The 24067-nt window shown below is 64.1% G+C and carries 24 protein-coding genes and 2 pseudogenes; 12 read left to right on the top strand and 14 right to left on the bottom strand.

The annotated features are described in order from the left end of the window. The first annotated feature begins 74 nt into the window (after nucleotides 1-74). Nucleotides 75-1154 (top strand): CaiB/BaiF CoA transferase family protein, encoded by a 1080-nt coding sequence (locus DYE23_RS28130; protein ID WP_264033115.1) that lies wholly within the window; start codon nucleotides 75-77, stop codon nucleotides 1152-1154. On the opposite strand, the gene DYE23_RS28125 is transcribed toward DYE23_RS28130, so the two are convergent. The 3 genes and pseudogenes from DYE23_RS28125 to DYE23_RS28120 all read right to left on the bottom strand — a co-directional run bounded on the left by DYE23_RS28125 (nucleotide 1123) and on the right by DYE23_RS28120 (nucleotide 3214). Next, on the bottom strand, nucleotides 1123-1980 hold the full coding sequence (locus tag DYE23_RS28125; protein ID WP_172527856.1) for a 3-carboxyethylcatechol 2,3-dioxygenase: 858 nt from the start codon (nucleotides 1978-1980) through the stop codon (nucleotides 1123-1125). The two genes, DYE23_RS28130 and DYE23_RS28125, sit on opposite strands and share 32 nt — an antisense overlap. Before the next feature lie 151 nt (nucleotides 1981-2131). Continuing rightward, nucleotides 2132-2284, bottom strand: coding sequence for a DUF7156 family protein (locus DYE23_RS30990; protein WP_172527855.1), 153 nt, complete (start codon nucleotides 2282-2284; stop codon nucleotides 2132-2134). Nucleotides 2285-2300: 16 nt separating this feature from the next. Then, nucleotides 2301-3214 (bottom strand): annotated as a pseudogene (locus DYE23_RS28120) (spirocyclase AveC family protein). A gap of 371 nt (nucleotides 3215-3585) precedes the next feature. On the opposite strand from DYE23_RS28120, the gene DYE23_RS28115 reads away from it, so the two are divergent. After that, nucleotides 3586-4632 carry a spirocyclase AveC family protein gene (locus tag DYE23_RS28115; protein WP_172527854.1) on the top strand — a complete coding sequence of 349 codons (1047 nt, stop codon included), beginning with the start codon at nucleotides 3586-3588 and terminating at the stop codon, nucleotides 4630-4632. Here the strand turns inward: DYE23_RS28115 and DYE23_RS28110 are convergent, their stop codons facing one another. Further along, nucleotides 4633-5223: a TetR family transcriptional regulator gene (locus tag DYE23_RS28110; protein ID WP_115328712.1), complete on the bottom strand. Its 591-nt coding sequence runs from the start codon at nucleotides 5221-5223 to the stop codon at nucleotides 4633-4635. Nucleotides 5224-5396: 173 nt separating this feature from the next. Between DYE23_RS28110 and DYE23_RS28105 the strand changes: the two genes are divergently transcribed. Beyond that, a complete protein-coding gene (locus tag DYE23_RS28105) occupies nucleotides 5397-6575 on the top strand; it encodes a cytochrome P450 (RefSeq protein ID WP_115328711.1) in 1179 nt (392 codons plus the stop codon). Between the two features lie 727 nt (nucleotides 6576-7302). Here the strand turns inward: DYE23_RS28105 and DYE23_RS28100 are convergent. Next, complete coding sequence (locus DYE23_RS28100) at nucleotides 7303-8223, bottom strand: TIGR03619 family F420-dependent LLM class oxidoreductase (protein ID WP_115328710.1); 921 nt, start codon at nucleotides 8221-8223, stop codon at nucleotides 7303-7305. Nucleotides 8224-8431: 208 nt separating this feature from the next. Here DYE23_RS28100 and DYE23_RS28095 point away from each other — a divergent pair, with 208 nt between their 5' ends. From DYE23_RS28095 to DYE23_RS28080, 4 genes are all read left to right on the top strand, one after another. Next, the gene (locus DYE23_RS28095; RefSeq protein ID WP_115328709.1) at nucleotides 8432-10054 is read left to right on the top strand and encodes a PEP-utilizing enzyme; all 1623 of its coding nucleotides are present in this window, start codon (nucleotides 8432-8434) and stop codon (nucleotides 10052-10054) included. A 35-nt stretch (nucleotides 10055-10089) separates the two neighbouring features. Next, nucleotides 10090-11073 carry a DUF7064 domain-containing protein gene (locus tag DYE23_RS28090; protein ID WP_115329139.1) on the top strand — a complete coding sequence of 328 codons (984 nt, stop codon included), beginning with the start codon at nucleotides 10090-10092 and terminating at the stop codon, nucleotides 11071-11073. 65 nt (nucleotides 11074-11138) lie between these two features. Further along, nucleotides 11139-11501: a DUF4286 family protein gene (locus DYE23_RS28085; protein ID WP_069412689.1), complete on the top strand. Its 363-nt coding sequence runs from the start codon at nucleotides 11139-11141 to the stop codon at nucleotides 11499-11501. Nucleotide 11502: 1 nt separating this feature from the next. Beyond that, the gene (locus DYE23_RS28080) at nucleotides 11503-12111 is read left to right on the top strand and encodes a nitroreductase family protein (protein ID WP_115328708.1); all 609 of its coding nucleotides are present in this window, start codon (nucleotides 11503-11505) and stop codon (nucleotides 12109-12111) included. Nucleotides 12112-12367: 256 nt separating this feature from the next. Here the strand turns inward: DYE23_RS28080 and DYE23_RS28075 are convergent, their stop codons facing one another. Continuing rightward, nucleotides 12368-13489, bottom strand: coding sequence for a phosphotransferase (locus DYE23_RS28075; RefSeq protein ID WP_115328707.1), 1122 nt, complete (start codon nucleotides 13487-13489; stop codon nucleotides 12368-12370). A gap of 71 nt (nucleotides 13490-13560) precedes the next feature. Here DYE23_RS28075 and DYE23_RS28070 point away from each other — a divergent pair, with 71 nt between their 5' ends. Further along, nucleotides 13561-13977 carry a pyridoxamine 5'-phosphate oxidase family protein gene (locus DYE23_RS28070; RefSeq protein WP_115328706.1) on the top strand — a complete coding sequence of 139 codons (417 nt, stop codon included), beginning with the start codon at nucleotides 13561-13563 and terminating at the stop codon, nucleotides 13975-13977. Between the two features lie 25 nt (nucleotides 13978-14002). Continuing rightward, nucleotides 14003-14365 (top strand): hypothetical protein, encoded by a 363-nt coding sequence (locus DYE23_RS28065; RefSeq protein WP_133117662.1) that lies wholly within the window; start codon nucleotides 14003-14005, stop codon nucleotides 14363-14365. On the opposite strand, the gene DYE23_RS28060 is transcribed toward DYE23_RS28065, so the two are convergent. The 3 genes from DYE23_RS28060 to DYE23_RS30985 form a co-directional block, all read right to left on the bottom strand. Beyond that, the gene (locus DYE23_RS28060; protein WP_115328705.1) at nucleotides 14347-14811 is read right to left on the bottom strand and encodes a Zn-ribbon domain-containing OB-fold protein; all 465 of its coding nucleotides are present in this window, start codon (nucleotides 14809-14811) and stop codon (nucleotides 14347-14349) included. The genes DYE23_RS28065 and DYE23_RS28060 overlap by 19 nt on opposite strands. Before the next feature lie 337 nt (nucleotides 14812-15148). Continuing rightward, complete coding sequence (locus tag DYE23_RS28050) at nucleotides 15149-15970, bottom strand: SDR family NAD(P)-dependent oxidoreductase (RefSeq protein ID WP_069412382.1); 822 nt, start codon at nucleotides 15968-15970, stop codon at nucleotides 15149-15151. Between the two features lie 500 nt (nucleotides 15971-16470). After that, on the bottom strand, nucleotides 16471-16671 hold the full coding sequence (locus tag DYE23_RS30985) for a hypothetical protein (RefSeq protein ID WP_172527853.1): 201 nt from the start codon (nucleotides 16669-16671) through the stop codon (nucleotides 16471-16473). Between the two features lie 98 nt (nucleotides 16672-16769). On the opposite strand from DYE23_RS30985, the gene DYE23_RS28040 reads away from it, so the two are divergent. The 3 genes from DYE23_RS28040 (at nucleotide 16770) to DYE23_RS28030 (ending at nucleotide 18826) form a co-directional block, all read left to right on the top strand. Then, a complete protein-coding gene (locus DYE23_RS28040; protein ID WP_147292304.1) occupies nucleotides 16770-17378 on the top strand; it encodes a DDE-type integrase/transposase/recombinase in 609 nt (202 codons plus the stop codon). 139 nt (nucleotides 17379-17517) lie between these two features. After that, nucleotides 17518-18597 (top strand): IS110 family RNA-guided transposase, encoded by a 1080-nt coding sequence (locus tag DYE23_RS28035; RefSeq protein WP_115328703.1) that lies wholly within the window; start codon nucleotides 17518-17520, stop codon nucleotides 18595-18597. A gap of 25 nt (nucleotides 18598-18622) precedes the next feature. Further along, nucleotides 18623-18826 (top strand): IS3 family transposase, encoded by a 204-nt coding sequence (locus DYE23_RS28030; protein WP_115328702.1) that lies wholly within the window; start codon nucleotides 18623-18625, stop codon nucleotides 18824-18826. A gap of 316 nt (nucleotides 18827-19142) precedes the next feature. Here DYE23_RS28030 and DYE23_RS28025 read toward each other — a convergent pair whose 3' ends face one another. From DYE23_RS28025 to DYE23_RS28000, 5 genes and pseudogenes are all read right to left on the bottom strand, one after another. Then, nucleotides 19143-19991, bottom strand: a complete 849-nt coding sequence (locus DYE23_RS28025; RefSeq protein ID WP_115328701.1) for an SDR family oxidoreductase — start codon at nucleotides 19989-19991, stop codon at nucleotides 19143-19145. A 456-nt stretch (nucleotides 19992-20447) separates the two neighbouring features. After that, nucleotides 20448-20675: pseudogene (locus tag DYE23_RS28015) on the bottom strand (integrase core domain-containing protein); the annotation flags it as partial. Nucleotides 20676-20709: 34 nt separating this feature from the next. Beyond that, nucleotides 20710-21009, bottom strand: a complete 300-nt coding sequence (locus tag DYE23_RS28010) for a DUF6262 family protein (protein ID WP_115326493.1) — start codon at nucleotides 21007-21009, stop codon at nucleotides 20710-20712. Beyond that, nucleotides 21006-22937, bottom strand: coding sequence for a tyrosine-type recombinase/integrase (locus DYE23_RS28005; protein ID WP_235660318.1), 1932 nt, complete (start codon nucleotides 22935-22937; stop codon nucleotides 21006-21008). Before DYE23_RS28005 ends, DYE23_RS28010 begins: the two co-directional genes overlap by 4 nt. Beyond that, nucleotides 22885-23967, bottom strand: coding sequence for a tyrosine-type recombinase/integrase (locus tag DYE23_RS28000; protein WP_011895481.1), 1083 nt, complete (start codon nucleotides 23965-23967; stop codon nucleotides 22885-22887). The genes DYE23_RS28005 and DYE23_RS28000 overlap by 53 nt, the downstream gene beginning before the upstream one ends. Nucleotides 23968-24067: the final 100 nt, after the last annotated feature.

Raw genomic sequence — 24067 nt, 5'->3', positions numbered from 1 at the left:
TATTAGATCGTCTGGGCCTATGGCTGCGATATTAAATATGCGCAATCTGTCAGATTATCGCTAGGGTTGGGATCGTGGAGCACGCCGTTTCGTCAGGTCCGCTGTCTGGGATCCGCGTAGTCGAACTGGCGGGTATGGGTCCCGGTCCGCATGCCGCCATGCTGCTGGCCGACCTCGGCGCAGAGGTGACTCGTGTGCAGCGACCCGGGGGCGCGGTCGCGGGCCACCGCGGCAGGCGAATCGTGGCCGCGGACCTGAAGAATCCAGACGAACTCGCCGCCGTGCGTGAACTCATCGACAGAGCCGACGTTCTCCTCGAGGGGTTCCGCCCTGGGGTCACCGAGCGGCTCGGCCTGGGTCCAGACGAGTGCGCACAGCTCAACCCGCGTCTGATCTACGCCCGGGTCACGGGGTGGGGGCAGACTGGTCCCCGCGCCCAGCAGGCCGGGCACGACATCAACTACATCGGTCTCACCGGCTTGCTGCACGCTATGGGTGCCCCGGACCGGCCGCCACCGCCGCCGCTCAACCTCGTCGGTGACTACGGAGGGGGCTCGCTGTTCGCGGTCGTCGGCGTGCTCGCCGCCCTGATCGAGCGCCAGAATTCCGGGCGCGGGCAGGTGATCGACGCCGCCATAGTCAACGGAGCTTCGATGCTGGGCCACGTGGTGTGGTCGATGCTGGCCGACGGACGGTGGTCGGATGAGCGGGGAGCCAATGCATTTGACGGCTCGGCGCCGTTCTACAGCACCTACGAGTGCGCCGACGGCCGTTACGTGGCGGTCGGCGCACTGGAGCCGGCGTTCTATGCCGAGTTGCTTCGACTGCTGGCCATCGATCCAACCACTCTTGGTCCGCAACGTGACCCCGCGGGTTGGCCGGCGATGCGGCGGGTGCTGTCCGAGCGGTTCGGTGCGCATCCCCGCGACCACTGGTCGCGGCTGTTCGCCGACAGCGATGCTTGCGTCACACCGGTGTTGACCGCCACCGAAGCCATGGATGATCCACATCTGAAGGCGCGCAACATCTTCGTCGACGTCGGAGGAACGCTCCAGCCGGCACCTGCGCCGCTGTTTTCCCGCACGCCTGCGCCTACCCCGAAGCCCGGCGCGGACGGTCCACTCACGCCGACGCGGCGACCGCCATCCCGGTGATCCATTCCGGCACCGGCTCGTAGACCAACGGTGATACCGGCCGTCCGCCGCCCGCGGCCCCGGCTGCCAGCCAAGTGCGGACTTCGTTGGCTCCCGCCCCCGCTCGCGCGTGCGCGTTGTCTACGAGTCCGACCAACCTCTCGACATCCCAGGCCGACATCGCTTGCAACACCTCGGCATCCCAGTCGGGCCGGATCTTGGTGCGAGCCTCCGGCATTCCGTCGGCGATGATCTTGGCCCGCTGTTCGTCACCGAGGTCGTAGGTGTCGACCTCCAGGCTGGGCGGCGAGTGCGACAAGCCGCCGGTCCCGATGACCACGGTCCGTTCGTCGAGGCCGTCGAGGAACCGTCCCACCGCCGCGCCGAACTCGGCGACGCGGCGCCCCCTGGGCAGGGGAGCGGTCGCACAGTTCACTGCCACGGGGATGACAGGTTTGTCGGCCAACTCGCCCACCAGGTCTCGGATCGGCTGTGCGAATGCATGATCCAATCCGATGTCGCGGCACGCGGCGACATCGAAGCCTTCCCACAGCAGGTGTTCGCACAGGAGGCGGGCAGTGTCGGGTGGCACGTCGAGATCACCGCTTGGATGCCGGCCCTCGGCGAGAATCGATGCGGACAGCGCGATCCCGAACGCCGGCACGACATGGCGGAAGGCCCGGCGGTGGTCACCGCCGAAAACCACCACCAGGTCGGGATCGAACTGCCGGACCCGGTCCGCTGCCATGTCCAGCGCAGCTCGGAAGCGGCGCCCGAAGGCGTGCTCCACATCGCGTTCCTTGCCTGGGCTGTGGCTCGCGCAGACCACCAACCGTTCTGACGTCACTTACGCACCTCCGGTAGAAGTGACACCAATGTTAGATGAGTGCGCCGCTCCGCGGGAGACTCCCGCCGTGTCCATCGAGGAGCTGGCCCGAATCCTGTCCTTTGGATTGCTAGACAACGCTATTGCACCGCGCACCCCTCGGACGACGGGATTACACGCTGACGACGATGCCCTGCGTCAGCGCCACGATGATGCCGAGGATCACGATGAACGCGGTGCACCCCGCGAGCAGTCGGATGGTTTCCCTTTTCAGCGCCTCATTGCCCTGCGGGGGAAGGAAGAACTCGGCGGGCATGTCCTTCATGTCGGCTCCTCAGTGATCAGGGGATGTAGGGGCTGTCGGCGCCGGTGGCCCACCGCATGATGACCAGCGGCAGAATAAGGAACACGAAGAAGCTGACCTGGAACACGATGAACCAGGCCCCCAGTCGCATCAGCTCGAAGCGCTACCGCGGAATGGTGACCTCGTAGTGAGACAGTCATCGAACTCTTGCTGCTTGGTCAGCCGAGAGTGCTTCGTGGCGACAGCTAGCGTGCCGACCTCGGCGCGATCACCGGACCGACGAGACGAAGCCTTCGGGACCGTGAAGCGATCTAATCGGCAGAACCGCTCGAAGTGGTTCAGCCCACGGATCGGCGGCTTGCCTGCCCAGTAGGCGATCAGGTTGGGCCACGTGCACATGATGCCGATGGTCCAGAGCAGCGTGATCCGACCACCGTTGCTCCATTCGAGCACCGGGCCGATGCCAGGGTCGTAGGTCCACCAGCCCATCGCCGTAGCCGTGCCCTCGACGACGAAGTCCCATAAGTAGTTGACCGGAATGGCAAGCACGGCCATCGATTTGAGCATGCTCCAGCCAAACCGCGCGGACACCCACTGGCTAAGCCACAACACCAGGAGTGCGTGTACGCCCCAGTAAACGGCGTAGGCGAATGGCATGAACAGCGGATCGTTTGGCGTCTTGATCGGCAGCCAGTCGAGTAGATGGTGTTCGGCGAAGGCAGGGCTGTAGAACAGCATTTGGCCCCAGTCGCCGATGGTCTCCATCCAGTACACCGCCAGGCTGTTGAACAAGAACAGGAAGCCCCATGTCAGGCGGCGCCGACGGATCACGTCGGCTATGGCCAGTACGACGAAGATGCTGCCGACGATCGGTATGGCCCAGTTGAAGAACCACACCCCGGAGGGATGGAGGGTCGCCGGCGGTATCAGTTCCGACGCAGCTGACAGCATCGTTGCCTCCCGAGTGAGCGAGCTTGAATCCCGTAACTGTCTAACCAGTTCACTATGTTCTTGTGTAACCTAGTTGACTACATGCGATATGTCAGTGGAAACCGCCGGTGAACGCCGGGCGCTGTGGCGCAGCGGGTTTCACCCCTCGACGGCGACGGGCACCACGGACCGCAGGCGGTTGGCCGTCGTCTGGAACGAGGCAGGCCCTTCAGCAAGACTCCCGCAGCATCTGGTCGTCAAGAGCACGCCGTTGTCGAGACCGCGACCCTGATGAACCGGCGCTACCGCTAGCGGCGCATTTTGTCGCGACCGTTGACACTGTGACAGTGAACTGTCATGTTTGGTAGGTCATTGCCGAAGGGAAGTTTGCCTTGACCGACTTGAAGAGCGCCGACGAGGTCGGCGGGATCGCGCCCAGAGCTGCGCAACCGCAGATCAGAACCATCCGACCGGTGTTGTTCTGGTCGGCGGTCGGCGCAGTGTGCATCGCATTCGCCACCTACGTCTACACCTCGTGGATTGTCTCCGGGAATGCGGCGCCGGTCGCTCCTGGTCCTGATCCGATCCCCGGCGGGACCCAGGTGGCGATCATCGCGTTCCAGATCGCCTGCCCGCTACTGGCGCTCGGCGCGATCGTCTACGTGGTTCGCAAGTGCCTGCGCGAGCGTCAGCTCTGCATCGAGGCGGCCGTCGTCATCGGATCGACGATCGCCTGGTGGCACGATCCCCTGATCAACTGGTTCCAGCCGGTTTTGTTCTACAACGCCGGGTTGGTGAACTTCGGCAACTGGATGGAGAACGTCCCCGGCTCGCTGAGTCCCGGCAGCCGGTTCATGGCCGAACCTGTGTTGATGATCGGGATGATCTACATCTGGATGCCGTTGGCGATGGGATCGCTCGCGCGCTGGGCGATGGGACGGGCACGGCGCCGCTGGCCGGCGCTGGGACCCGTTCGCACGTTCTGCTGCGGCTGGCTCGCGGTGTACGTTATCGAGTTCCCGCTGGAGATCTTCGCGGTGCATCACGGGCTGGTCGCCTATCCCGCTTCGATTCCGAGTGTCACGCTGTGGGCGGGGCAAACCGTGCAGATCCCGCTCTACGGCCCCATCCTGTGGTCTCTGGTGCTGAGCACGAGCGGAGCGCTGATGTTCTTCCGGAACCGCAAAGGCCAGATCCGGGTCGAGTCCGGCATCGAGACTCTGCACTGGGCCGGGCCGAAGCTCAAGGGACTGCTACGGGTGCTGGCCGTCGCCGGTTTCATGCATGTGATCGCGATCGGCGTATACGACGTGCCCGTCAACATCGCCGGGCTCTACGCAGGCCCGACCGATACGTACCCGTCATATCTGCGCACGCAATACTGCGGCCCGGATACACCGCGGCGCTGTCCCGACGGGACGCTGTTCGACGATCGGTAGCTATTTCAGTACTACGGGTAGTGCGGCGAACTCCTCGCGGATGATGTCGTCGAGGCCCCGGCCCGGTGTGGCCAACCACTGGATGAGGGATCGCTCGACGAGCAGCATCCCGACCGATGCCAACAGCTGGCACTCGTCATCCGGAGTCGATAGATGGCGCCGTTCGGCGATCACCTTCGCCACCGTCTCGGCGTTGGCCTCGTGGTTCCTGCGCTCACGCCCGAGCAGCACCAGCGACGATGCGACCGCTTCGCGGTACTGCGCGATTCGCTTACGGATGCGCTTGAGTCCAGGCGCAAGGAGTGCGAACGAGTTCGCCATGGCCTCGAAATCGGACAGTTCGTCCGGCTGGGCGAGGTACACGCCGCTGACGGCGTCGATGAAGTCGTACTCGCCGAAGAACAGCACCGACTCCTTGGTGGGGAAGTAGCGAAAGAACGTCCGCGGCGACACGCCGGCGCTCTCGGCGATCTGGTCCGTCGTGGTGTCGTCGTAACCGTTGACGCTGAACAGGTTCAGGGCAGCCTCGAGTAGTGCATTCCGTGTCCGGTCCGCATGTGCGTCCCGTGGTGAGCGATCCCCCCGTGCCATCACGCCGCCTCCTCGACCGCCTCGGGTGAACCGACACTACAACGCGGTTCGGTGAGCTCACATCGTTGACACTCACTGATTCGTCCACAATACTTCCGCATATATGACAGTCTACTGTCACAGTGTTTGCGGATGTGCAAGTTTGCGGTAACGCGCAGAGAGGATCTCCACCCATGAACAAGCTGGAAGTCAGTGGAACTGTGAACCTCAGCGAGCTTCCGTTCGGACAGGATCGGTCGTGCGCATGGCGGGAATTGCGGGACGCGGGGGAGGCGGTGGCCGCGGGCGAGGAAATCGTGCTCACCAGCGCCGACGCGGTGGAGTTCGCGGCCAAAAGGCCTGACATCTTCTCTTCGGCCAAGGCGTTCGATCGGCTGGGCAGTCCCGTCCCGATGATCCCTATCGCAATCGATCCGCCCGATCACACCAGGTACCGGCGCATGCTCGACCCGTTCTTCAGCCCGAAGAAAATGGCCGAACGCGAGCCCGAACTTCGGCGGCAAGCCGGCGAGTTGATCGACGCGATCGTGGCGAAAGGCGTGTGCGACGTTCTGCCCGATCTCGCCACACCGTTTCCATCCCAGGTGTTTTTAACACTGTTCGGACTGCCCATGGAGGATCGCGACCGCTTGGTGCAGTGGAAGGACTCGATACTCGAGTTCACCGACCCCGGTAGCTCGGAGGCCACTCCCGAGGTTCTTGCGCACGCAATGGAACTCTTCGCCTATCTGACGGAGCACATCGCCGCGCGACGGACCGACCCGTCCGGTACCGACATGCTCAGCCAGTTGATGCAGGACACCGACGAGGGGGCTATGGACGACAACGAAATTCTGGGCCTGTGCTTCATGTTCGTGCTGGCAGGCCTGGATACCGTGACCTCGGCGGTGGGCTTCTCTCTGGCCAAGCTGGCAGGTGACGCGGAACTCCGAGGCCGGATAGCCAGCGATTACTCGCTCATTCCCGCCTTCATCGAGGACATCCTGCGCGTCGACGGTCCCGTTCCGTTCGCGCCCCGCGTCACCACCCAAGAGGTGGAGGTTGCCGGCCGCGTCATACCGAAGGACACCACCGTGATGCTCAGTTACGGCAGCGCAAATCGCGATCCGCGCCGCTACGACGACGCCGACGCGGTTCACGTGGACGGCAAGGCCGTGCACTTCGCGTTCGGTCGCGGGCCGCACCGCTGCCTGGGCTCGCACCTCGCACGGCTCGAACTGCGCCTCATCCTCGAGGAATGGCACACGCGCATTCCCGATTATTCCCACGTCGACGGCAAGGAACCGCAGATGCCATGGCCGACGGGGACTATGGGCCTGCGTTCGGCGCCGCTGAATATCAAACCCGCGTAAGGGTCGGGGTACTAGGCCTCGAACCGACTGAGCTTGTTGACAGTCCGGGTTCTTGACGAAGGGCGCCGCCAGGCTGATCGCGTGTGGAGTGAAGAGCACCTGGTCAGGCGAGTCAACCGGCAACTGTTTGTGCCGAGGCATGCGGTGGAGGTCAGGGAGGGTCTCGGAGGCCTCTAAGGACCGCTCCAGTGCACCGTTGCACTGCCCGACGGTGATCCAGCAGCAGGTGGTGGAGAGTCGTCCGTGCCTCTGGTGTATGGCGAATCCTGAACCTGCTCAACATGACTGGCTTCCTGCTTCTCAACGCTACAAAAAGCCACACCGGTCGGTGTAAGCGCCATGCGAAGCAGCTCCCAGGTCATCACGTACAAATCGACGCGGCTGCGGGTGTTAGTACTGGTACGTCCCTGACCATGCCATCGGCCATATCCAATCCGGCGCCTAAGCCGGGCTTAACGGGAGAGTGTGTGCGCTTGCAGCGCATCGATGCCGACTGCTCGACCGCGTGATGGTGGACGATGCCGGCGAATTCCACCAGCAACTCAAGGAATGGGGAACCTTGCAACCACCACCCGCCTCACGGCGACTCGGCGGCCAAACCCGTATGTAAGTGTGCCACAAGAGACCCGGGGCCGACATATAGCCGGCCATCGTCAGTCGCACAACTAGTTTCGGTTCAGCTAGTTCAGGTCCGGGAACGGCACTTCGACATTCCCGGACATCAGAGTTAGCCGACCTTCGGCATGACCTCTTCGGCCACCCATTGCATGTGGTCCAGGTAGGCGTTGAAGTCTTTCACGGGCGGCGGGTTGACCCAGGTATCGGTGACGCCGCGCTCGGCGAGCATGTTGCAGTTGTCGATGACCTGCTGAGCGCTCTGGCCGAACTGCGCGTTCGGATCGTCGACGATCGCGTGTTCCTGACCGATCGACAGCACCGCCAGGCTGTAGAACACCGAGAACGGCCGGTCGTCGAATCCGGGTTGCGAGCGTAGGTAGTCGAGTTTGGCGGGCAACTCGTCGGGCTTGGTCAGCCATGGGGCCCATCCGTCGCCGAAGCGGGCCGCCCGGCGCAGCACCGCGTCGGCATCTCCACCCATCCAGAGGGTGGGGTGGGGAGACGAAACCGGCTTCGGCCCGAAGGCGATGTCGTTGAATTTGACGAATTCGCCGTCATAGCTTGGTGAGTCGCTGTGCCACAGCTCGAACATCGCTTCGAGGCACTCGTCCATCACCCGGCCTCGCTTGTTGAAGGGCACGCCGATCGCGTCGAATTCGTCCTTCAGCCAGCCGACGCCGACCGTGACTTGCGCGCGTCCGTCACTGAGCCAATCGAATGTCGAAATCTGTTTGGCGGCGATGATCGGGTTGTGTAGCGGAAGGATGGTCACCATGGACCCGACAGAGATAGTCGACGTGGCACCCGCGATGAACGCTTGGGCTGTGGTGGCGTCGAAGTAGTGGTTGCCCGACAACTCGACGTGCGGCCTGGGGGTGAAAAAGTGTTCGGGCAGAAAGACCATGGAGTAGCCCAGCTCCTCGGCCCGTCGAGCGACGCTGACGATGTCCTGGCCGCCGAGCTCGTATTCCCAGGGCTGGGTGACAGCGGCGACGTGCATACAGTTGGGCAGGTAGACGGTGAATCTCATTGCCAGCCTTTCGGTTCGGTTCAAGGATCGCCAGGAGGCGCACTCGGCGGCCACGGCACCAACCATGTGACCGAGAACACTATGGCAGTGCACTGTCACAGTCAACTTGTCGACTGGAGGATCTGGGAAACCGTGACTCCCGTCGAGCCGACATGTCAGAATCACCCAGAGAATGACAGTAGACTGTCATCAGTGGGTCAGGAGGACTATGCCCGACGACAGTGATTCCGCAGGCCTGACAGACCCGATTCGGGGCCGCAGCGAGCCGGAACGGATGTGGACGCTGACCAACGTCGGCGAGGCCACTCCAGACATCCTGTCGCCCCTGTGCTGGTCACTGTGGGGAGGCGGTGTCGAACTCGCTTCTCGCGCAGGCATCTACGACTTCGGTGTGCTGCCCCGGTCCGAGCTGGCTGTCCCCGACGACCCGAACCAGTGGGCAACGGCGTGCTTCTACGGCAGGCAGGCGATGAATGTCGATCGCGCCCGTGAGCTGGCCGGGCTGCTTCCCGGAACCACCGGTGACGACTTCGAACGAGACCTGCTGGGTTCGGTGCGTGCCGACGCCGCCCCCACCAAAAGTGATCCCACCCGCATCCCATTCGTACTGGTGAAAGCGCCACTGGCCGCAACACGGCAACGGTGGGCGCCTCAGCGTGCACATGACGACCAGATGCAGTGGTGGCGAGCCCAGGTATTGCCGGGCACTCCGGTTGATGCCAGCGCGCTGTTGACCGATTCCATCGCCCGCTTCACTGCGGTCATGCGGGTACATGTCCGCACTCGGATGATTCTGAATATGCTGCGCTCCCAGGTGGAGTCGATCAGCGTCCGGCTCGGCCGCTCGGATCTGGTTCCTACGTTGCTTGCCGGGTACGGCGGGGTCATCGAGACCCGGCTCGCCGACGATGTGTGGTCATTGGGGCAGGGACAGCTATCGGTCGCGGACTTTCTCGAGCGGCATGGCTTCCACGGTCCCAATGAAGGCAACGTGATAGGGCATTCGTGGCGGCAGGATCCCGAGGCGGTGGTCCGGATCGCCGCGGTTCATGCGGGCCGACCCGAAACCGAACGACCTCGGGTGCGGGCGCAGCGTGCTGTGGTCGCCCGAGAGCGGGCGGAGGCAGAACTGCTGGCCGGCTTGCCTGCGTGGCGTAGGCCTCTGTTACGCCGGCTGATGCACTTCACCGGATTTCAGGTGCGGTCGGTGGAACTCACCAAGGCTGGCTTCCTCACCGCGGTGGACGGAACCAGAGCGGCCGCAGGCGCACTCGGCCGGGACCTGGTTGCGGCAGGCAAGCTCGATTCTCCCGACGACACCTTCTACCTCACCACAGAGGAGCTGCTCGGACCGCTACCGCGCAACGCACGCGAACTCGTTGCCTACCGAAGGGAACGGCGCGAAGCGTATCGGGCTTTCGAGGTTCCGGTGACCTTCATCGGTATGCCGGAGCCGGTTGGGCCGACCGGGTCAGACAACGTGGGTGACCGCAGCGACGCCACCGTACGCGGCACGCCCGCGGGACCCGGCGTGGTCGAGGGGACTGTGCGGGTAGTACTCGACGCCGATTCCGACGACGTCCTCGAGGACGGTGAAGTGCTGGTGTGCAAATTCGTCGATCCCGGGTGGACGGCGCTGGTGTCGCTGGCGGGAGCGCTGGTCACTGATATCGGAAGCCCCGCCAGCCACGGCGCAATCGTGGCACGTGAACTCGGCATCACCTGTGTCGTCGGGACTGGCAACGGAACCAAGGTTCTTCGCACCGGAGATGTCGTACGTGTCGACGGCTCAACCGGCGAGATCGCCGTGCTGGCCGCGTCGGCCGGATAGAAAGGATCATCCCATTGAGCAGCACGATCCAGCAGTTGTCGTCCGGGCTGAACCCGGACAGCGAGCGCACCGTGCGGGCGTGTCCCGATATCCCGGCATGGACTGAGAACCTCCTGTTCACGCCTTACGATCCCGTAAACGACGTCGGCATGTGGTTGCACTTGGGCACCGTGGCCGATAAGTGGGAGATGTGGGAAGACCGGGTACTCATCGCGCTTCCCGAGGACCAAGGTGTGCTCAGCATGTGGGCCTATCACCGCACCGTCGCCGAGCGTCAACCCGCGGGCGCGAATCTCGAGTTCCATTGCGAGCAACCATTTCGGAAGTGGCGTATCACATTTGACGGATACTGCCTCCGCTCGTCCTATGAGCAGATGCGCACCGGCCTGCTCGTCGACGGCCCCAAGAGTCACGTGCGCATGGACCTCGAGGTCGAGTGTGCGACGCCGGTGTGGGACGCCGCCAGCGCCGGCGAAGGGATGGCCGAGCAGAGTTGGGCGCGCGAACACTACGAGCAACTCATCCGCGTGACGGGGCAGGTAGTTGTCGACGGCGTGGCCATCGACTTCAACGGTGTTGGCTGGCGGGATCATTCACGCGGGCCCCGCGGTGCCGACACTCTCAGGGACTGGGGCGGCCATGTGATCACCGGCGCGGTATTGCCCGGCGGCCGGGCATTCGGGATGTGCCGCTACTGGGCCCGCGACGGTCACACCACACTAGAAGGCGCCTACGTGGTGGAAGACGGCACTTTACGTCACGTCGACATCGTCAGCGCACCACCGCCCGCAACGCTGGCTCGGGACGGGGAGACATTTTCCTTCACACTGGGGGGCGGTCGCGTGATCGACGGTGTCATCCGCTCGTCGATGTGGATAACCATGGCCGACGGATTGCCCTACGGTGTCGCCGATCCGGTGCGGGCGTACACGGTCGGTTGGGCAGAGGTGCAGTGGGCAGGCGAAACCGGCTACAGCTACATCGAGCGGTCGGCGATGACGCCGAGCTCCGCTCGTTGACTGTGACAGTCGACTGCCATAGTGTGGAGGCCTAGCCCGGAGGGGTTCTGTCGAAAGGCGTGCTGGTGACCGGAAGTCGGTTCGTAGTCCTGAGCAATCCCATCGAGGGTGAGGACGACCAATTCAACAAGTGGTATGACTCCGTCCACGTGCCCGAGGTGCTCGACGTTCCCGGCGTAGTAGCGGCGCAGCGCTACGACCTGGCCGAGCTGACGATCCCCGACGACGAGGACCTGCCCGCGCAGCTTCCTCCGCCCACCCACCGCTACATGGTGATCTACGAACTCGACAGGGAGCCGCAAGAGGTGATGGCGGAATTCCTGAACCGTGTGATGACGGGCAAGTTGTCGCTCGGCGAGACGCTCGACTTGTCCACTGTGTCCATGACCGGCTGGACGCCTAGGGGCGAACGACGGTTGGCCGATTGAGATGAGCGAACTCCGTACACTGGTACTGTCACAGCGCGCCTGCAGGCGATTCGATCCGAACGGCAAGGTGCACGAATCCGATATCGAGCAGATGCTGCAGCTCGCCGTGCACGCACCGAGCGCCGAGAACACGCAGCCGTGGTCGTTCGTCGTTGTCCGCGACGAGGAGAGTCGCAAACTGCTCGCCGACTGGTGGACCGAGACGTGGAATGCCGGCGGTGGCGACTTCGTGAAGCAGAGTCTGGACGACCAGGTGCTCATCGACGACCTCGAATTCGGTTTCGCGCGAGGCGGATTTGCTGCGGCGCCCGTCGTCATCGTCGTCTGCGCTGACACTGCACGGGTCGCCGAGATCTATGCCCCGTCGTCGATCTATCCCGCCGTGCAGAACCTGCTGCTGGCGGCGGCTGACCTCGGATACGGTTCCTGTCTGACCACCGGACTGACCACGTTCGGCATCGAGCGCGTTCGAGAGCTGCTGGCGCTACCGGACACCCTGCTGCCCATGGCGGCGGTGTATGTCGGCCAGTCGTTGAAGAAGCTCTCACCGCCCCGGCGCCGACCCGCCCTCGAGGTGACCTACCGCGAGAAATTCGGCAACGCCTGGTAATTCGCGAGATCCAGGATCTCCTTCCAGCCGTAGGGTGAAGATTGGGTCACGGGTCCGGTACGGGCCTAGGCGCAGCGCTTGGCCGTCGACAACCTTCGCTTAATGACCGGGGTCAACACCTCGATGATGAACGCGCCGCCCGTCCATATATCAATGAAACCGCCGACGTGTCGGAGCGGTTCAGTTCCTCGTCAGCGACAGCGGCAAGTAAGTAACACACGGTCCTGACTTGAGCTGCGCGACAGCCGCAAAGGCCTCAGCGCAGTAGCGCGCCGGTTCCGAGGTCTGAGTAGGCCTCGGCGAACCGACCTAGCACCGCCGTGACGATCTCGACGGAGTACATCTGGTCGGGTGTGATCGCCCACATGCAGAAGCCCCATGCCGGGCTGCGCCGATAGGCGGTCCACATCTGCTCGCGGTCAGGCACCGCTACGCCCGCGTCGCGTAGCCGGCCGCGGTAGTTGTCGAGCAGTTCTCGCTCATGGCTGCGCCGAAGCTCCGGTGGCAGCGCGCCGATCAAGGCGTAGCCGACATCGTGTGCCCACGACCCACGCCGCACAAGTTGCCAGTCGAGGACACCCATGCGGCCGTCAGGCAGTGCGTAGGTGTTGCGTGGGTGTGGGTCGCCGTGCAGCAGTGTGATCGGACCCCCGTCTGAGCCTGCTACGGTCTCCTGCAGCTTCCAGAACGCAGCCTCCATCGAGTCCGCGTCCTCACCGGTGGCGTCCAGCAACGCCTTCTTGTAGGGCAGTTCGAGGAACATCCGAATGATGGCGAACCCGTTTTCGCGCAGGAACTTTGCGAACTTGCCGGTGATGGGATGGTTCAACCAGGACAGGTCGCCGTCATCGCGCAGACGCGGGCTGTCCCAGAACGGCGCATGGACCCGGCCCAACGTCGCGAGTAGCTCATCGACCTGCTCGACGGACAGCCCAGCGACCGCGTCCGGCACCTGCGCGCCGCGCAGCGTGATGTCCTCGGCGATGATGATGAATTGCGAAGGGCCGTCGAGGTGCTCAGCGAAGTATGTCGTCATGGTCTCGACCTCCAGATCGGCCCGAAGGTCGCGGTAGAACGTTGTTTCATCGTCAAGCAGTACCGTGCCGCCACCGCCCTCCGACAACGAGATGTCGACCGCCTCGGGCAGGTCGTGCACGGTGCCGAGTTGCGTTTTCACGAAGAGATGGCGGGGAAGCGACGTGTCCGCGGCGGCGTAGTCGACGTCCAGATGCAGATGGGACGTGGTGCCCTGCCAGGTCCGGCTCAATGCCGCGGCCGTTACGGTGACCGTCGGATCGTGCCGACGCAGCAACGTGGTGAGAATGTCCGGCGTGAGGTCGGCCGCCGAGCGCAGCGTGACCGGAAGGATAGTTGACATGGTCGAGACTCCATTGGTGTCAAGAACGTTTGACAGTTGACTGTCATCTTAGCAGCGACGAACATGATCGAGTGGCGAGTTTCGACGAACTGGCGCTCACGGACTTCCTGAGGCGCAATCACCGGGCGTTCCTGTTCTGTCGCGACGCCGCCGGACATCCCATCGGCTATGCGATGCGTACCCTCACCTACGAGTCTGGCGGGCTGTACTTCGCCACGTACACCAAAAGCGCGAAGGTCGGCCATCTGCGCGCCGACCCGGAGGCAGCATGCGTGGTGAAGAGTGAGGACGGAGCGTCTTGGGCATCGGTACGGGGGCGCGTCGAGATCTACCGACCGTGCCCCACAGAGATCGCGAGAATACTGGCGCGCAGTTCACCTGAAGTTCGGGTGCCAGACTCGGTGGCCGCGAAGGTTCGCGATCGGTTGCTCAGTGGCAAGCGAAGTTTCATTCGGCTCGATGTCGAGGAGGTTTGTGCCCATGGTTGAGGAAAGGCGCGGTGGCCCGGGCAGCATGTCGGAGGCCGAGCTCGTCGCGTTTCTCGCCGCCCAACCGTCGGGTGCAATCTGCGTGAGCGACGATGACGGCCGGCTGCTCGCGATGCCTGCGCGGATCCTGAACAAGGATGGGGACATCGTGACTGCCGAAGTCGCAGACGCGGAGCTGGCGTCCGCGTTCGACGACGAGCTGTCCGCATGCGTGGTCGCCGACTCTTTCGAAACCTACGAAGCTATCCGGGGGGTGATCGCCCAGGGGCCGGCCGTGCGCGTTGCGGGGCAGCGCCCGGTGGTCGCCCTGACGGTTGCTCGTGTCGCGACTTTCTCCTTCGCAACAGACCGCCGCCGCTCGAGAAGCGCTCAGGCGGAACCCGATTGAATGGGGCGGAACAACGGAATCCAAACCCGGCTGTGCTCCTCTCCCGACAGCGCCGTCCAATCCTCGAAGAAGACCTCCACCGCCATCCCGACCCTGACATCGTCGATGGCCACGCCCACGATGTTGGTGATCAGCCGTACGTCGGGCTCGTCGTCCAGCTCGACGATCGCGACGACATAGGGTGGCTCGTATCCGGGGATCCAGATCTGCCGGTTCACCGTAAAGGTCGCAACGGTCGCCTCGCCCGACACTGGCTCCGGGGCGACATCCGTGCTGCGACAGCGCCAACACGTCGGACCCGGCGGATGGAAAAAGCGCCCGCAAGCGTGGCACCGGTTGATCAGCAGCTCGCCGCGCTGGCCGCCGGTCCAGAACGCGCGCGATTCAGCGGTAGGGCTAGGCGCTAACCTCAGTTGTGGCCGTTGATAATACGTGTCGGTTGTCATGTCGTGCCTCCTGCACAGCTGAGCGACCGGCCGATGACCAGGCGCTGATCTGGTTGGTGCCTTGAAGATCTGAGTGAACTTGGCCTCGCGCATGTAGCGCTCGACGCGGTATTTGCAGATGTAGCCGGCGTGCCGCATCGAGGTAGGTGGCGCGGGTGGAGTCGCCAGCGGCTGCAATGTGGGCCGGCAGAGACGACAAATACTGATGGGTCGATGATCCTGCGGCCGAATGTCGTTCGCTCGTGCTCGACGATCGGGTCGAGCACCTTGTCGACGACATCAGCCGCAAGCTGAACCAGCTCTCGCGCTTCGGAGTTCGACAGTAGCCGCTCGAGGATCATGGCGCGCCATCCTGCCATTCGCACCCGGTCAGCTTCGCGGAGCACTCCCACAGCCGTCGCGCGCTGTCCGGGTCGACTGCCTTGGCCTTGAGCGTGGTCGGCTTCGGCCTGCCCCACTGATGCATCAAGCCGCGCGGCGCGAAGTAGGTGCCGTTCGGCAGCGTCGTGGAGATGGCCTGGATCGTCGAGCGCGCGCCGTCAGGCGGGCTCTGCGCGATATACGGTGAAATCACCCGGCCCGCCCACTGCAGCATGCCTGAACCGTCGCGGGTGATCGCGGTGTTGGTCATCCCGGGGTCCGATGCGTACGCGGTCTTGCCGCGGGCGACCAACTCGCGCACGAACAGGAGGTTCGCCAGCTTGGACTCGCCGTAGGCCGCCCAGGGGTTGTAGCGTCGGCGCTCCCAGTTCAAATCGTCAAAATGAATCTGCGCTGTGGTGTAGTTCGTGCTGGAGACCGAGATCACCCGGTCGCGGATCCGGTCGCCGAGCAGGCAGGTCAGCGCGAAGTGTCCGAGGTGATTGGTGCCCATGTGCGCCTCGAACCCATCGGCCGTGCGCGTCAGGGGCAGGCCCAGCACACCCGCATTGTTGACCAGCACGTCGACCGCGTCGACGGTGTCGGCGAACTTGCGCACGCTGGTGAGATCGGCGAGATCAAGTTCGCGTACCTCGACGTCCCCCGACATCGCCGCCGCAGCCTCGTGCCCCTTCTTCAGGGACCGGCAGGCGATCACCACTTCATGGCCCGCCGCGGCCATCGCGGTCGCGGTCGCCAGGCCGACGCCACTATTCCCGCCTGTGACGATGATTCGCACTCCGCCTCAACCCCTCCCAAACGTGGTGGCTAAACCGTAAACCATTTATCGCTTTGATCAAGTGGCGACGAGTTGCTGGATCCTGGCGCCCAGCCGAATCCGCATGCATTTTTCCGACGCCAGGGCTAGTCAGCGCATATATTGGGCTATCCCAAGGTCTCGATCTCAAGGTCTTGACGTTGGAGTCGCGCGGCGTCACTGTGCCAACGACCCATGTCGGCGTGCCGGTGGACCTGCGCCACGACTGGCGGCCCGCTCTACGCGACACCGGATTCGGCCCTGTTGAGGTGGGCCCCCTGTAGTGGTCCAGTAGATCTGTACCCGTGTTGTTGGTCCACTGTTGTGCGAGTCGAGGGCAGAGTGATCACCGGGAGGTCACATGCCCCGTCAGTATTCGTCTTCGGTGCGCCGGCAAATCGCTGCGCGGCTGCGAACGGGTGAACCGGTGGCCGCTTTGGCTGCCGAGACCGGGATCTGCCGGGCCCTGTTCCGTGGAAACGTCAGGCTTTCATTGATGCCGGAGTCATCGAGGGCACCCCGAGCGTGGAGGCCGACGGGCCTGTTCCGCGCACAATCGCATTGCACAGATCGAGGCCGAGCTGGCCTTGACCCGCGATGCCTGCGCGTTGTTCGACGAGCAGGCGGTGGTGCCGCCAAAACGCCGACGCGCGATCGCTGAAGGGCTGATCGGGCGAGGACATTCAGCCCGATCCGCCTGCCGGATAACGAGATTAGCGCGTTCGCTGTTGCAGTATCACCGACACGCCCTGTTCCGGACCGTGAGGTGCGCCGGCTGATCGTGGCCGACACGATCACCGAGATCCACCAACGTTCTCGCGGCACCTACGGACGCCGACGGGTCCGCGCCGCGCTACTGGCCGACTACGAGACGAATGTCAACCACAAACTGGTCATCTCGATCATGGCCGAGTACGGGCTGTACGGGCTGCCGCGCCCAGGGCGGCGAAAACCCAACCTGAGCGGCCTCGACACCCCCGCTGACCTGGTGAACCGGCGCTTCACCGCCACGATGCCCAACCAACTGTGGTGCACCGACATCTCCGAACACCCAGCACGTGATGGCAAGGTGTGCTGCTGTGCGATCCTGGACTGCTTCTCGCGCATGATCGTGGCTCGCACCTTCTCGACCACCGCCGACACCGCCCTGGTCAACAACGCGGTGAACATGGCCGTCGGCAACAGAACCCGCAGTGGGTCAACGATTCTGCACGCCGATCACGGCACGCAGTTCACGTCTTGGAGCTTCGGGGAGATATGCGCCGATGGGGCCTGCTGGGCTCGTTCGGGACCGTCGGCGACTGCTTCGATTGTGAGAATGATGGTGGCTGCCTGGTGGCCTGACTCTTGCTTTCGACTGACCCCGAGGTTTGGGTGTCCTGGCTGTTGATCTGTCGTCCATCAGGCGGCCGCACCACATGGTGCTGGCCGGGCGGGCAGTGACCTCATAGGAGCCTGACCTCACCAGGTCCCATCACAGTCCCGTCCACCCGACCGGCCAGCGTCACAACCCACGTTGGAAGGTCGCAATGACAAGCATGAACCACAACCAGCGCCGCGGTCGAGTCGTGATCGGCGTCGACACCCACAAACACATCCACGTCGCGGTCGCCCTCGACGACTTCGGCGGCGTCCTGGGCAAGGAGAAGTTCACCGCAGACACCGCCGGGTACGGCCAGTTGATCGACTGGTCGATGACCCACGGTCATCTCCTGACCTTCGCCATCGAGGGAACCGGGTCCTACGGCGCCGGATTGACCGCCGCGGTCCGCCGCCGTGATATCGGTGTCGTGGAAGTGATGCGCACCGACCGCCGCGACCGCCGGTTACGAGGCAAGTCCGATTTCCTCGACGCCGAGAACGCAGCCCGCGCCGTGCTGGCCGGCCACGCCGACGCCGTACCGAAAACCGCCGACGGGCTGGTGGAAATGATCCGGACCATCAAAGTGGCCAAAGACGTTGCCGTAAAAGCGCGTACCTCGGCAATAATCTCGCTCAAGGCAGTCCTGGTCAATGCCCCAGCGACCCTGCGTGAGCAATTGCAACCCCTGTCGAAGATGGCACTGATCCACCGCTGCGCAGGACTACGGCCCGGCTCGATGACCACAGTGGAGGCGGCGACCAAACACACACTGCGTTCCATCGCGCGGCGCTGGGAACAACTCAACGACGAAATCACCGCCCACGAAAAAATGCTCGCCGAACTCACCACAACCCTCGCACCGCAGCTCTGCGCTGCCTTCGGCGTCGGCGCCGACACCGCCGCCGAAATGCTCATCGTCGCCGGCGACAACCCCGAGCGAGTCCGCTCAGAGCCGGCCTGGGCTCGGCTCTGCGGCGTGGCACCCATCCCGGCGTCCTCAGGGATGACGACCCGCCACCGGCTCAACCGTGGCGGTCACCGCCAGGCCAACGCTGCGCTCTACCGCACCGTCATCGTGCGAATGCAGCATCACGAACCGACCAAGTCCTACGTAGCTCGCCGCACCGCCGAAGGCAAGACCAAAGCCGAGATCATCCGCTGCCTCAAACGACTCCTCGCCCGCGAAATATGGTCCCTTATGCGCCCTCTGCGTATCAATCCGCAGACCGTGGAATCCGCCGCTTGACGGATATAGGAGCATCAACGCCGCGATGGAGTCGTTCTGGGCGCGGATGCAAGTCGAGTTGCTCAACACCCGCAAATGGGCCACCACCATCGAGTTGGCCGCCGCCATGGCCGATTACATCGACAACTTCTACAACGTCGAACGCCGCCACAGCTACCTCGGTAACATCAGCCCCACAGAGTTCGAAACGCTCTGGACGTCCACCCATTCGATCCCTCAACTCGCATAACCACGGCTCGAAACGGACGGGACAGATCAACTGGACCACCAAACGGGTCCCCCTCACTGTGTTGCCGACCGCCTCGTCGGCGGAGGGCTTGCTGCTGTACCTCACGGCGGAAGCGCATGACCTGCCGCTCCAGCGCGGAGAACTTCGCGCGGCGTGAGAAACAGATGCGGCCCTCTCGCGGGCCGCCGCGAAGCTGGACCGCGCCGACATCCCCGATTCAGGCAACCTACTCTACGAGGAGAGCCGCACCCACGGGGTCAACTGATCTGGAGGACGCCACCCCGCAGAGCGTGTTCGTCGGGGGCCGGTTGCCCCTTCAGTGCGATGTGTAACCGGGCGGATTTGGTGAGTCGACCCACAAGTCGAGACCCAAGTCGCTGCCCGGTACGCAGTCGTACACAGACAAGTCGGTGACACCGGCCTCGAGTAACACGTCCTCGCACAGCAAGCTGCGGCCCGTGTAGCTCTTGGCCGGCTGGGCGAGCACGGCGTAGGCCGCATCCGCGTAGACCTCGGGCTTGCGAGCCCGCGCCATCGCCTCGTCGCCGCCAAGCAGGTTCTGCACCGCCGCGGTTGCCACCAAGGTGCGGGGCCAGAGCGTGTTCGACGCGATCCCGTCATCGCGAAGTTCCTCGGCGATACCCAACGCGCACAACGTCATCCCGAACTTGGCCATCATGTAGGCCGTCGGCTTGAGCCATTCGGGTTCCAGGCGGATCGGCGGTGACAGCGTGAGGATGTGGGGGTTGTCGCGGCCCTTCATATGCGGGATGCAGGCCTGCGACACGGCGTAGGTACCGCGGACCTGAATGCCGTTCATCAGGTCGAATCGCTTCAACGGCACGTCTTCGATGGAGCCAAGATTGATCGCCGAAGCGTTGTTCACGCAGATGTCGATGGCGCCGAATTGGTCGGCAGCCTTGGCCACGGCCTCCGCGACGGATTCGCCGTCGCGGATGTCGCCGACGATCGGGAGCGCCTGCCCGCCTGCGGCCTCGATCTCCTTGGCGGCGGTATAGACGGTGCCCTCTAGCTTCGGGTGCGGCTCGGCGGTCTTGGCGACCAGGGCGACGTTGGCTCCGTCGGCTGCGATCTTCTTGGCGATCGCCAGACCGATGCCCCGACTAGCGCCGGAGATGAACATGGTCTTTCCAGAAAACGACATGTGGTCCTTCTGACGACTACAGCGATGATGCTCGCCACCGCGTTCGGGTTCAGGAGCGTGCAAAATCGATAAACAGTTGTTGCATTTGCGGATTGTACGGGTCCTACGCTGGCCTGGGCCGAGGTGGTGGTGGCGGCAGCGCGGCTGCATTCGCCCATGCCGCGTCCAAGCATGATCCCGCCCGGCCTGACGGGGGGTCGCGGAAAGGCGATCATGGGGGTGTTGGGTGTCTCGAGGAACATGGTGTGGGGGGCGGTCGGCTCCAATGTTCGGCGAGCGAGCCGTCGACAAGCCAGGCGAGGTAGCCCGAATCGGCATACTTTTGCTGGATAGTGATGCGGAACAGTATGGCGCCGAGCACAGTCGCGACCAGTTCGTCAGTGTCAGGTCGGCTGCTGAGCTCGCCGTTGGCGATCGGGACTGCCCCGATTTCAGTTGACTCGCGGGGTGTGAATTTCAGGCCGCGGTTGCGACCGGTGTGTGGAGCAGTTCGAACTCTATCGGGGTGAGCCGCCCGAGTGCGCGTTGCCGGCGGCGTCGGTGGTAGGTCCGCTCGATCCACGTGACGATGGCCAGGCGTAGTTCGGCTCGGGTGGACCATCGTTTTCGGTCGAGCACGTTACGTTGCAGGAGGGCGAAGAACGACTCCATGGCGGCGTTGTCCCCGCATTGACCGGCTAATCCGGGCTCATGGACTCGCGGTGTTGGGCGGAATGGTTCATCGTCGGGGTGGTTTGGTGAGCTTGCGGATTTGTTCTTCGTGGCGTTTGACTCCTGCGGCGAGTGCTTCGACGGCGGTGCGCAGGTGTGCGACTTCGGTGGCCAGGCCGGTCAGGGTGCGGGCGTCGGTTTGTCGGGTGCGGTGTTCGTCGACGATGGCGCGGAGCTGGTGGTCGCGGTAGAGCGTCGCGCGGCTGATCTGGGCGTGTTCGGCCACGGTGGTGAAGGTGATGGGTTGGCCTGAGGTGGCGAGTTCGGCGCAGACGCGCTCGACTCGGAGCAGGGCGGGTTCATTCATGCGGATGCCGATCCGGTGATGAGTGCGTCGAGTCGGGAGACGAGGTTGTGGTGGCGCTCTGCTTCGTCGATCCATCCTCGTTTTTCTGCGTCTGCTGCCAGATCTTGGGCGTCGATGCGTTGGGCGGCGAGGACGGCCAGGTGGGTGGAGTCGGTGTGAAAGCTTGGGCAGTGTTCGCAGATGTTGGCGTAGGGGCAGGATCCTTGCGCGGGTGCGCGTAGGCAGTATCCGCCGGCGAGGCGGGATTTGATGGCCGGTGTGTCCTTCCATCCGGTGCCGGTGATGTCGGTGATGGGCAGCCCGACTGCGGTTTTCGGCAGCGCTCCGATATGGCTCTTCGCCAGATCCAGGGCGCGTTCGTATTCGGTGCGTACGGTGTGGTCGAAGAGGTGGGCGTAGCGCAGGCTCATCTGGGTGGAGACGTGGCCGAGTAATGCCATGAGTGCTTGCAGGGAGACTCCGGCGTTGATCAGCGCGGTGGCGTAGGTGTGTCGCAGTTGGTGCGGTGTGATGTGTCCCAGGCTGGCGGCCTGTGCTGCCCGGTTCAATTCTTCACGTACTGCGTTCTGGGAGAGTCGTTTTCCGTGGTGGGTGAACAGGAAGTCGGCTGGGGCTCCGGTGCGGGGGTGGATCATCGGTCGGCCCGATGAGCGGGTTGTGGTGATCCGGTCCACGAGGGTGAGGACCTCGTCGTCGACGGGGATCATGCGTTCGGAGTTGAGCTTGCCGAGGGGAACTTTGAGCCAGGATCCTTGGCCGGGGATCTCGTGGATGCAGTCGAGTTCGAGGTCGAGCAGTTCACCGATGCGCAGTCCGCATGCTCGCTGCACCAGCAGTGCGTCAGCGGCCAGTCGGTAGGGTGATTTTGCCAGTGCGGCAGTGAGTTTGCGGTCGGAGTCGACGGGCAGGTATCGGGGCAGGCAGCGGGGTGGCCGTGGCAGGTCGGTGCGGAAGATCAGGCGCCGCGGTGGCGCGTCGTCCCATCCCCATTCGGTGATCTCGGCTAGGAAGTTTCCCACCGCGTGGATGCGTCTGATCCGGTCTGCGACGGTGATCGGCTCACCGGTGACGCTGTTGGTGGCTGTGGTCAGCGAGGTGATGAACGGTTCGATGTGCCTGCGGCGGTCCAGTTGGTTCAGGGAGGTCAAGCTGGGGTCGGCGGCGGCGAGGTACCGGCCGAAATGGGCCAATCGGGTGGCCAGGGAACTGACCGTTTTGGGCACGCAGGTGGCGTATTTGCGGTTCAGGTAGGCCACGAACGCCGGTCGCAGCGCGACAGGAACGTCGACCATCCGCTGCTCGAGGGTCAACGCAGTGACCGCCGGCCGTGCCTGTGTATCAAGAATGCCGAGGTGGAACAGAATCTGGCGGGCACTGTGGGTGGTGCTGCGATAGTGCTTGGCGCCGCGTCCGGTACGTTCTTGGCGAACATGGCAGGCGTGCAGCAACTCCTGCAGGTCGCTTTCCCGCAGGCCGGTCAAGGGGCGGCCGGTCTGGATCAGCAGCCGGGCGATGATCTGCGAGCCGATGGCCGAGGCGACCCGTTCGGTGAAACCCAGTTCCAGTGCTGCGCTGATGAACTGATCGAGGTCGGGTTGCAGGCAACTGTCGGTCAGCTCATGCCACAGACTCGACAGCTTGCGGTGAACGAGGTAGTCGTAGCCCGGTTGCAACCGTCGGCTGACCATCAAGAAGGTGACGAATGGGCGTGTCGAGCAGTTCGCCGCCAGCTGCTCATCGAGTGGGATGTCGGCCCATGACTGGACTCGGGGCCAGCGCCGCAGGAACGATCGGGCGGCCTGGGCGTAGGCGGTGTTGCCGCGGTCCCGGCGTTGTAGGTGCACCAGGTAGGCGGCGTAGATCTGCGCCGGTGTTTCAGGTGTGGGAGCGTAATCGTGTTCGGGCAGCATCGTATTCCGCCTTGACATGGGTGGGTGCCAGATGGATGTAGCGGGCTGTGGTGTCGATGTGGGCGTGTCCGAGCAGTGCCTGCATCACCGCTAGATCCACACCGGCCTCGGCCATCGCGGTGCCGAAGGTATGACGTAACGCATGCGGGTGACCGGCGAGCACTCCGGACTTGATCCGGTGATACCGGAAGATGGTGCGCAGTCCGGCCGCGGTCAACGGCTGACCCCGGTGGGGGCCTTTGGCGACCAGGAAAAGGCGGTTGCTGTCCGATTCGGGTCGCTCGACGAGAAGATACGTTTGGATCAGCCCTGCGACCTCCACATCGAGGGGCACGCGGCGTTCCTTGGCGCCTTTGCCCATCACCTTCACCCAGCGGGCTCCGATATCGACGTCAGTCACGTCGAGGGTGAGCAGTTCCCCGGATCTCAACCCGGACAACAACATCAGCCCGGCCAGCGCTCGGTCACGCCAGGTTCGCAGGCTCGATAACAGCTCGGCGGTCTCGCGGCGATTCAAAGCCCGCGGAAGCCGCCGCGGTTCACGCAGGCGCAGCGCCGATCGGCGTTTCGGCCTCACCAGATGTCCGAGCAGGCCGTTGCGTTCCTCGGCGCTGACCCGCCGCGCTTCGCGGCCGCTGGGGATTGGGGTACGCAGTCCGGGGTCACGCAGCTCCCGGAAGGTGAACAGCCCCGTCAACGCGGCAAGCCGGTGATTGATGGTGGTCGACGAGTAACGGTCGAGACGCGTGCCGGTCATCGACACCACGTTGGTGGGGCGTCCCGCGATCGGAGTCTGCCTGCAGTGCCGCATGAAGTCGAGCACGGTCTCGGTGGTCACTGAACTCAACTCGACGTCGACGCTGCCGAGCCACCGGCAGAATGCCAACAGGTCATAGCCGTAGGCCCGCAGCGTGCGAGGAGAGTAATTCCGGTCGGCCAGATACCTGAGGTATTCGTTGACCAACGCATACTTCCCGCAACCCGGACCGGACAACACCCAGGCGACATCGGTGCCTGCTTGCAGACGCAGCTGATGCTGAATCGTCATGAGACAAGTGCAACCCCGCCGGCCCCCACCGGTCAAGCATTTTCCTTGCTGGCGTGTCGTTTACATGCCAGTACCGTCCCCGATTAGCCGGTCAACAGGC

It is taken from the genome of Mycolicibacterium gilvum, from assembly GCF_900454025.1.
Taxonomy (GTDB): domain Bacteria; phylum Actinomycetota; class Actinomycetes; order Mycobacteriales; family Mycobacteriaceae; genus Mycobacterium; species Mycobacterium gilvum.
Note: the sequence above shows the minus strand (reverse complement) of the source record. Positions and strands in the feature narration are given on the sequence as shown.

Bases quoted from the DNA above. Each gene is read 5' to 3' on its own strand.
- DYE23_RS28080 (WP_115328708.1), top strand. From the start codon at position 11,503: ATGAGCGAACTCCGTACACTGGTACTGTCACAGCGCGCCTGCAGGCGA.
- DYE23_RS28005 (WP_235660318.1), bottom strand. From the start codon at position 22,937: ATGTCAAGGCGGAATACGATGCTGCCCGAACACGATTACGCTCCCACA.
- DYE23_RS28100 (WP_115328710.1), bottom strand. From the start codon at position 8,223: ATGAGATTCACCGTCTACCTGCCCAACTGTATGCACGTCGCCGCTGTC.
- DYE23_RS28030 (WP_115328702.1), top strand. From the start codon at position 18,623: ATGGAGTCGTTCTGGGCGCGGATGCAAGTCGAGTTGCTCAACACCCGC.
- DYE23_RS28035 (WP_115328703.1), top strand. From the start codon at position 17,518: ATGACAAGCATGAACCACAACCAGCGCCGCGGTCGAGTCGTGATCGGC.
- DYE23_RS28000 (WP_011895481.1), bottom strand. From the start codon at position 23,967: ATGACGATTCAGCATCAGCTGCGTCTGCAAGCAGGCACCGATGTCGCC.
- DYE23_RS30985 (WP_172527853.1), bottom strand. From the start codon at position 16,671: ATGTCCTCGCCCGATCAGCCCTTCAGCGATCGCGCGTCGGCGTTTTGG.
- DYE23_RS28010 (WP_115326493.1), bottom strand. From the start codon at position 21,009: ATGAATGAACCCGCCCTGCTCCGAGTCGAGCGCGTCTGCGCCGAACTC.
- DYE23_RS30990 (WP_172527855.1), bottom strand. From the start codon at position 2,284: ATGAAGGACATGCCCGCCGAGTTCTTCCTTCCCCCGCAGGGCAATGAG.
- DYE23_RS28105 (WP_115328711.1), top strand. From the start codon at position 5,397: ATGAACAAGCTGGAAGTCAGTGGAACTGTGAACCTCAGCGAGCTTCCG.
- DYE23_RS28095 (WP_115328709.1), top strand. From the start codon at position 8,432: ATGCCCGACGACAGTGATTCCGCAGGCCTGACAGACCCGATTCGGGGC.
- DYE23_RS28025 (WP_115328701.1), bottom strand. From the start codon at position 19,991: ATGTCGTTTTCTGGAAAGACCATGTTCATCTCCGGCGCTAGTCGGGGC.
- DYE23_RS28075 (WP_115328707.1), bottom strand. From the start codon at position 13,489: ATGTCAACTATCCTTCCGGTCACGCTGCGCTCGGCGGCCGACCTCACG.
- DYE23_RS28060 (WP_115328705.1), bottom strand. From the start codon at position 14,811: ATGACAACCGACACGTATTATCAACGGCCACAACTGAGGTTAGCGCCT.
- DYE23_RS28065 (WP_133117662.1), top strand. From the start codon at position 14,003: ATGTCGGAGGCCGAGCTCGTCGCGTTTCTCGCCGCCCAACCGTCGGGT.
- DYE23_RS28110 (WP_115328712.1), bottom strand. From the start codon at position 5,223: ATGGCACGGGGGGATCGCTCACCACGGGACGCACATGCGGACCGGACA.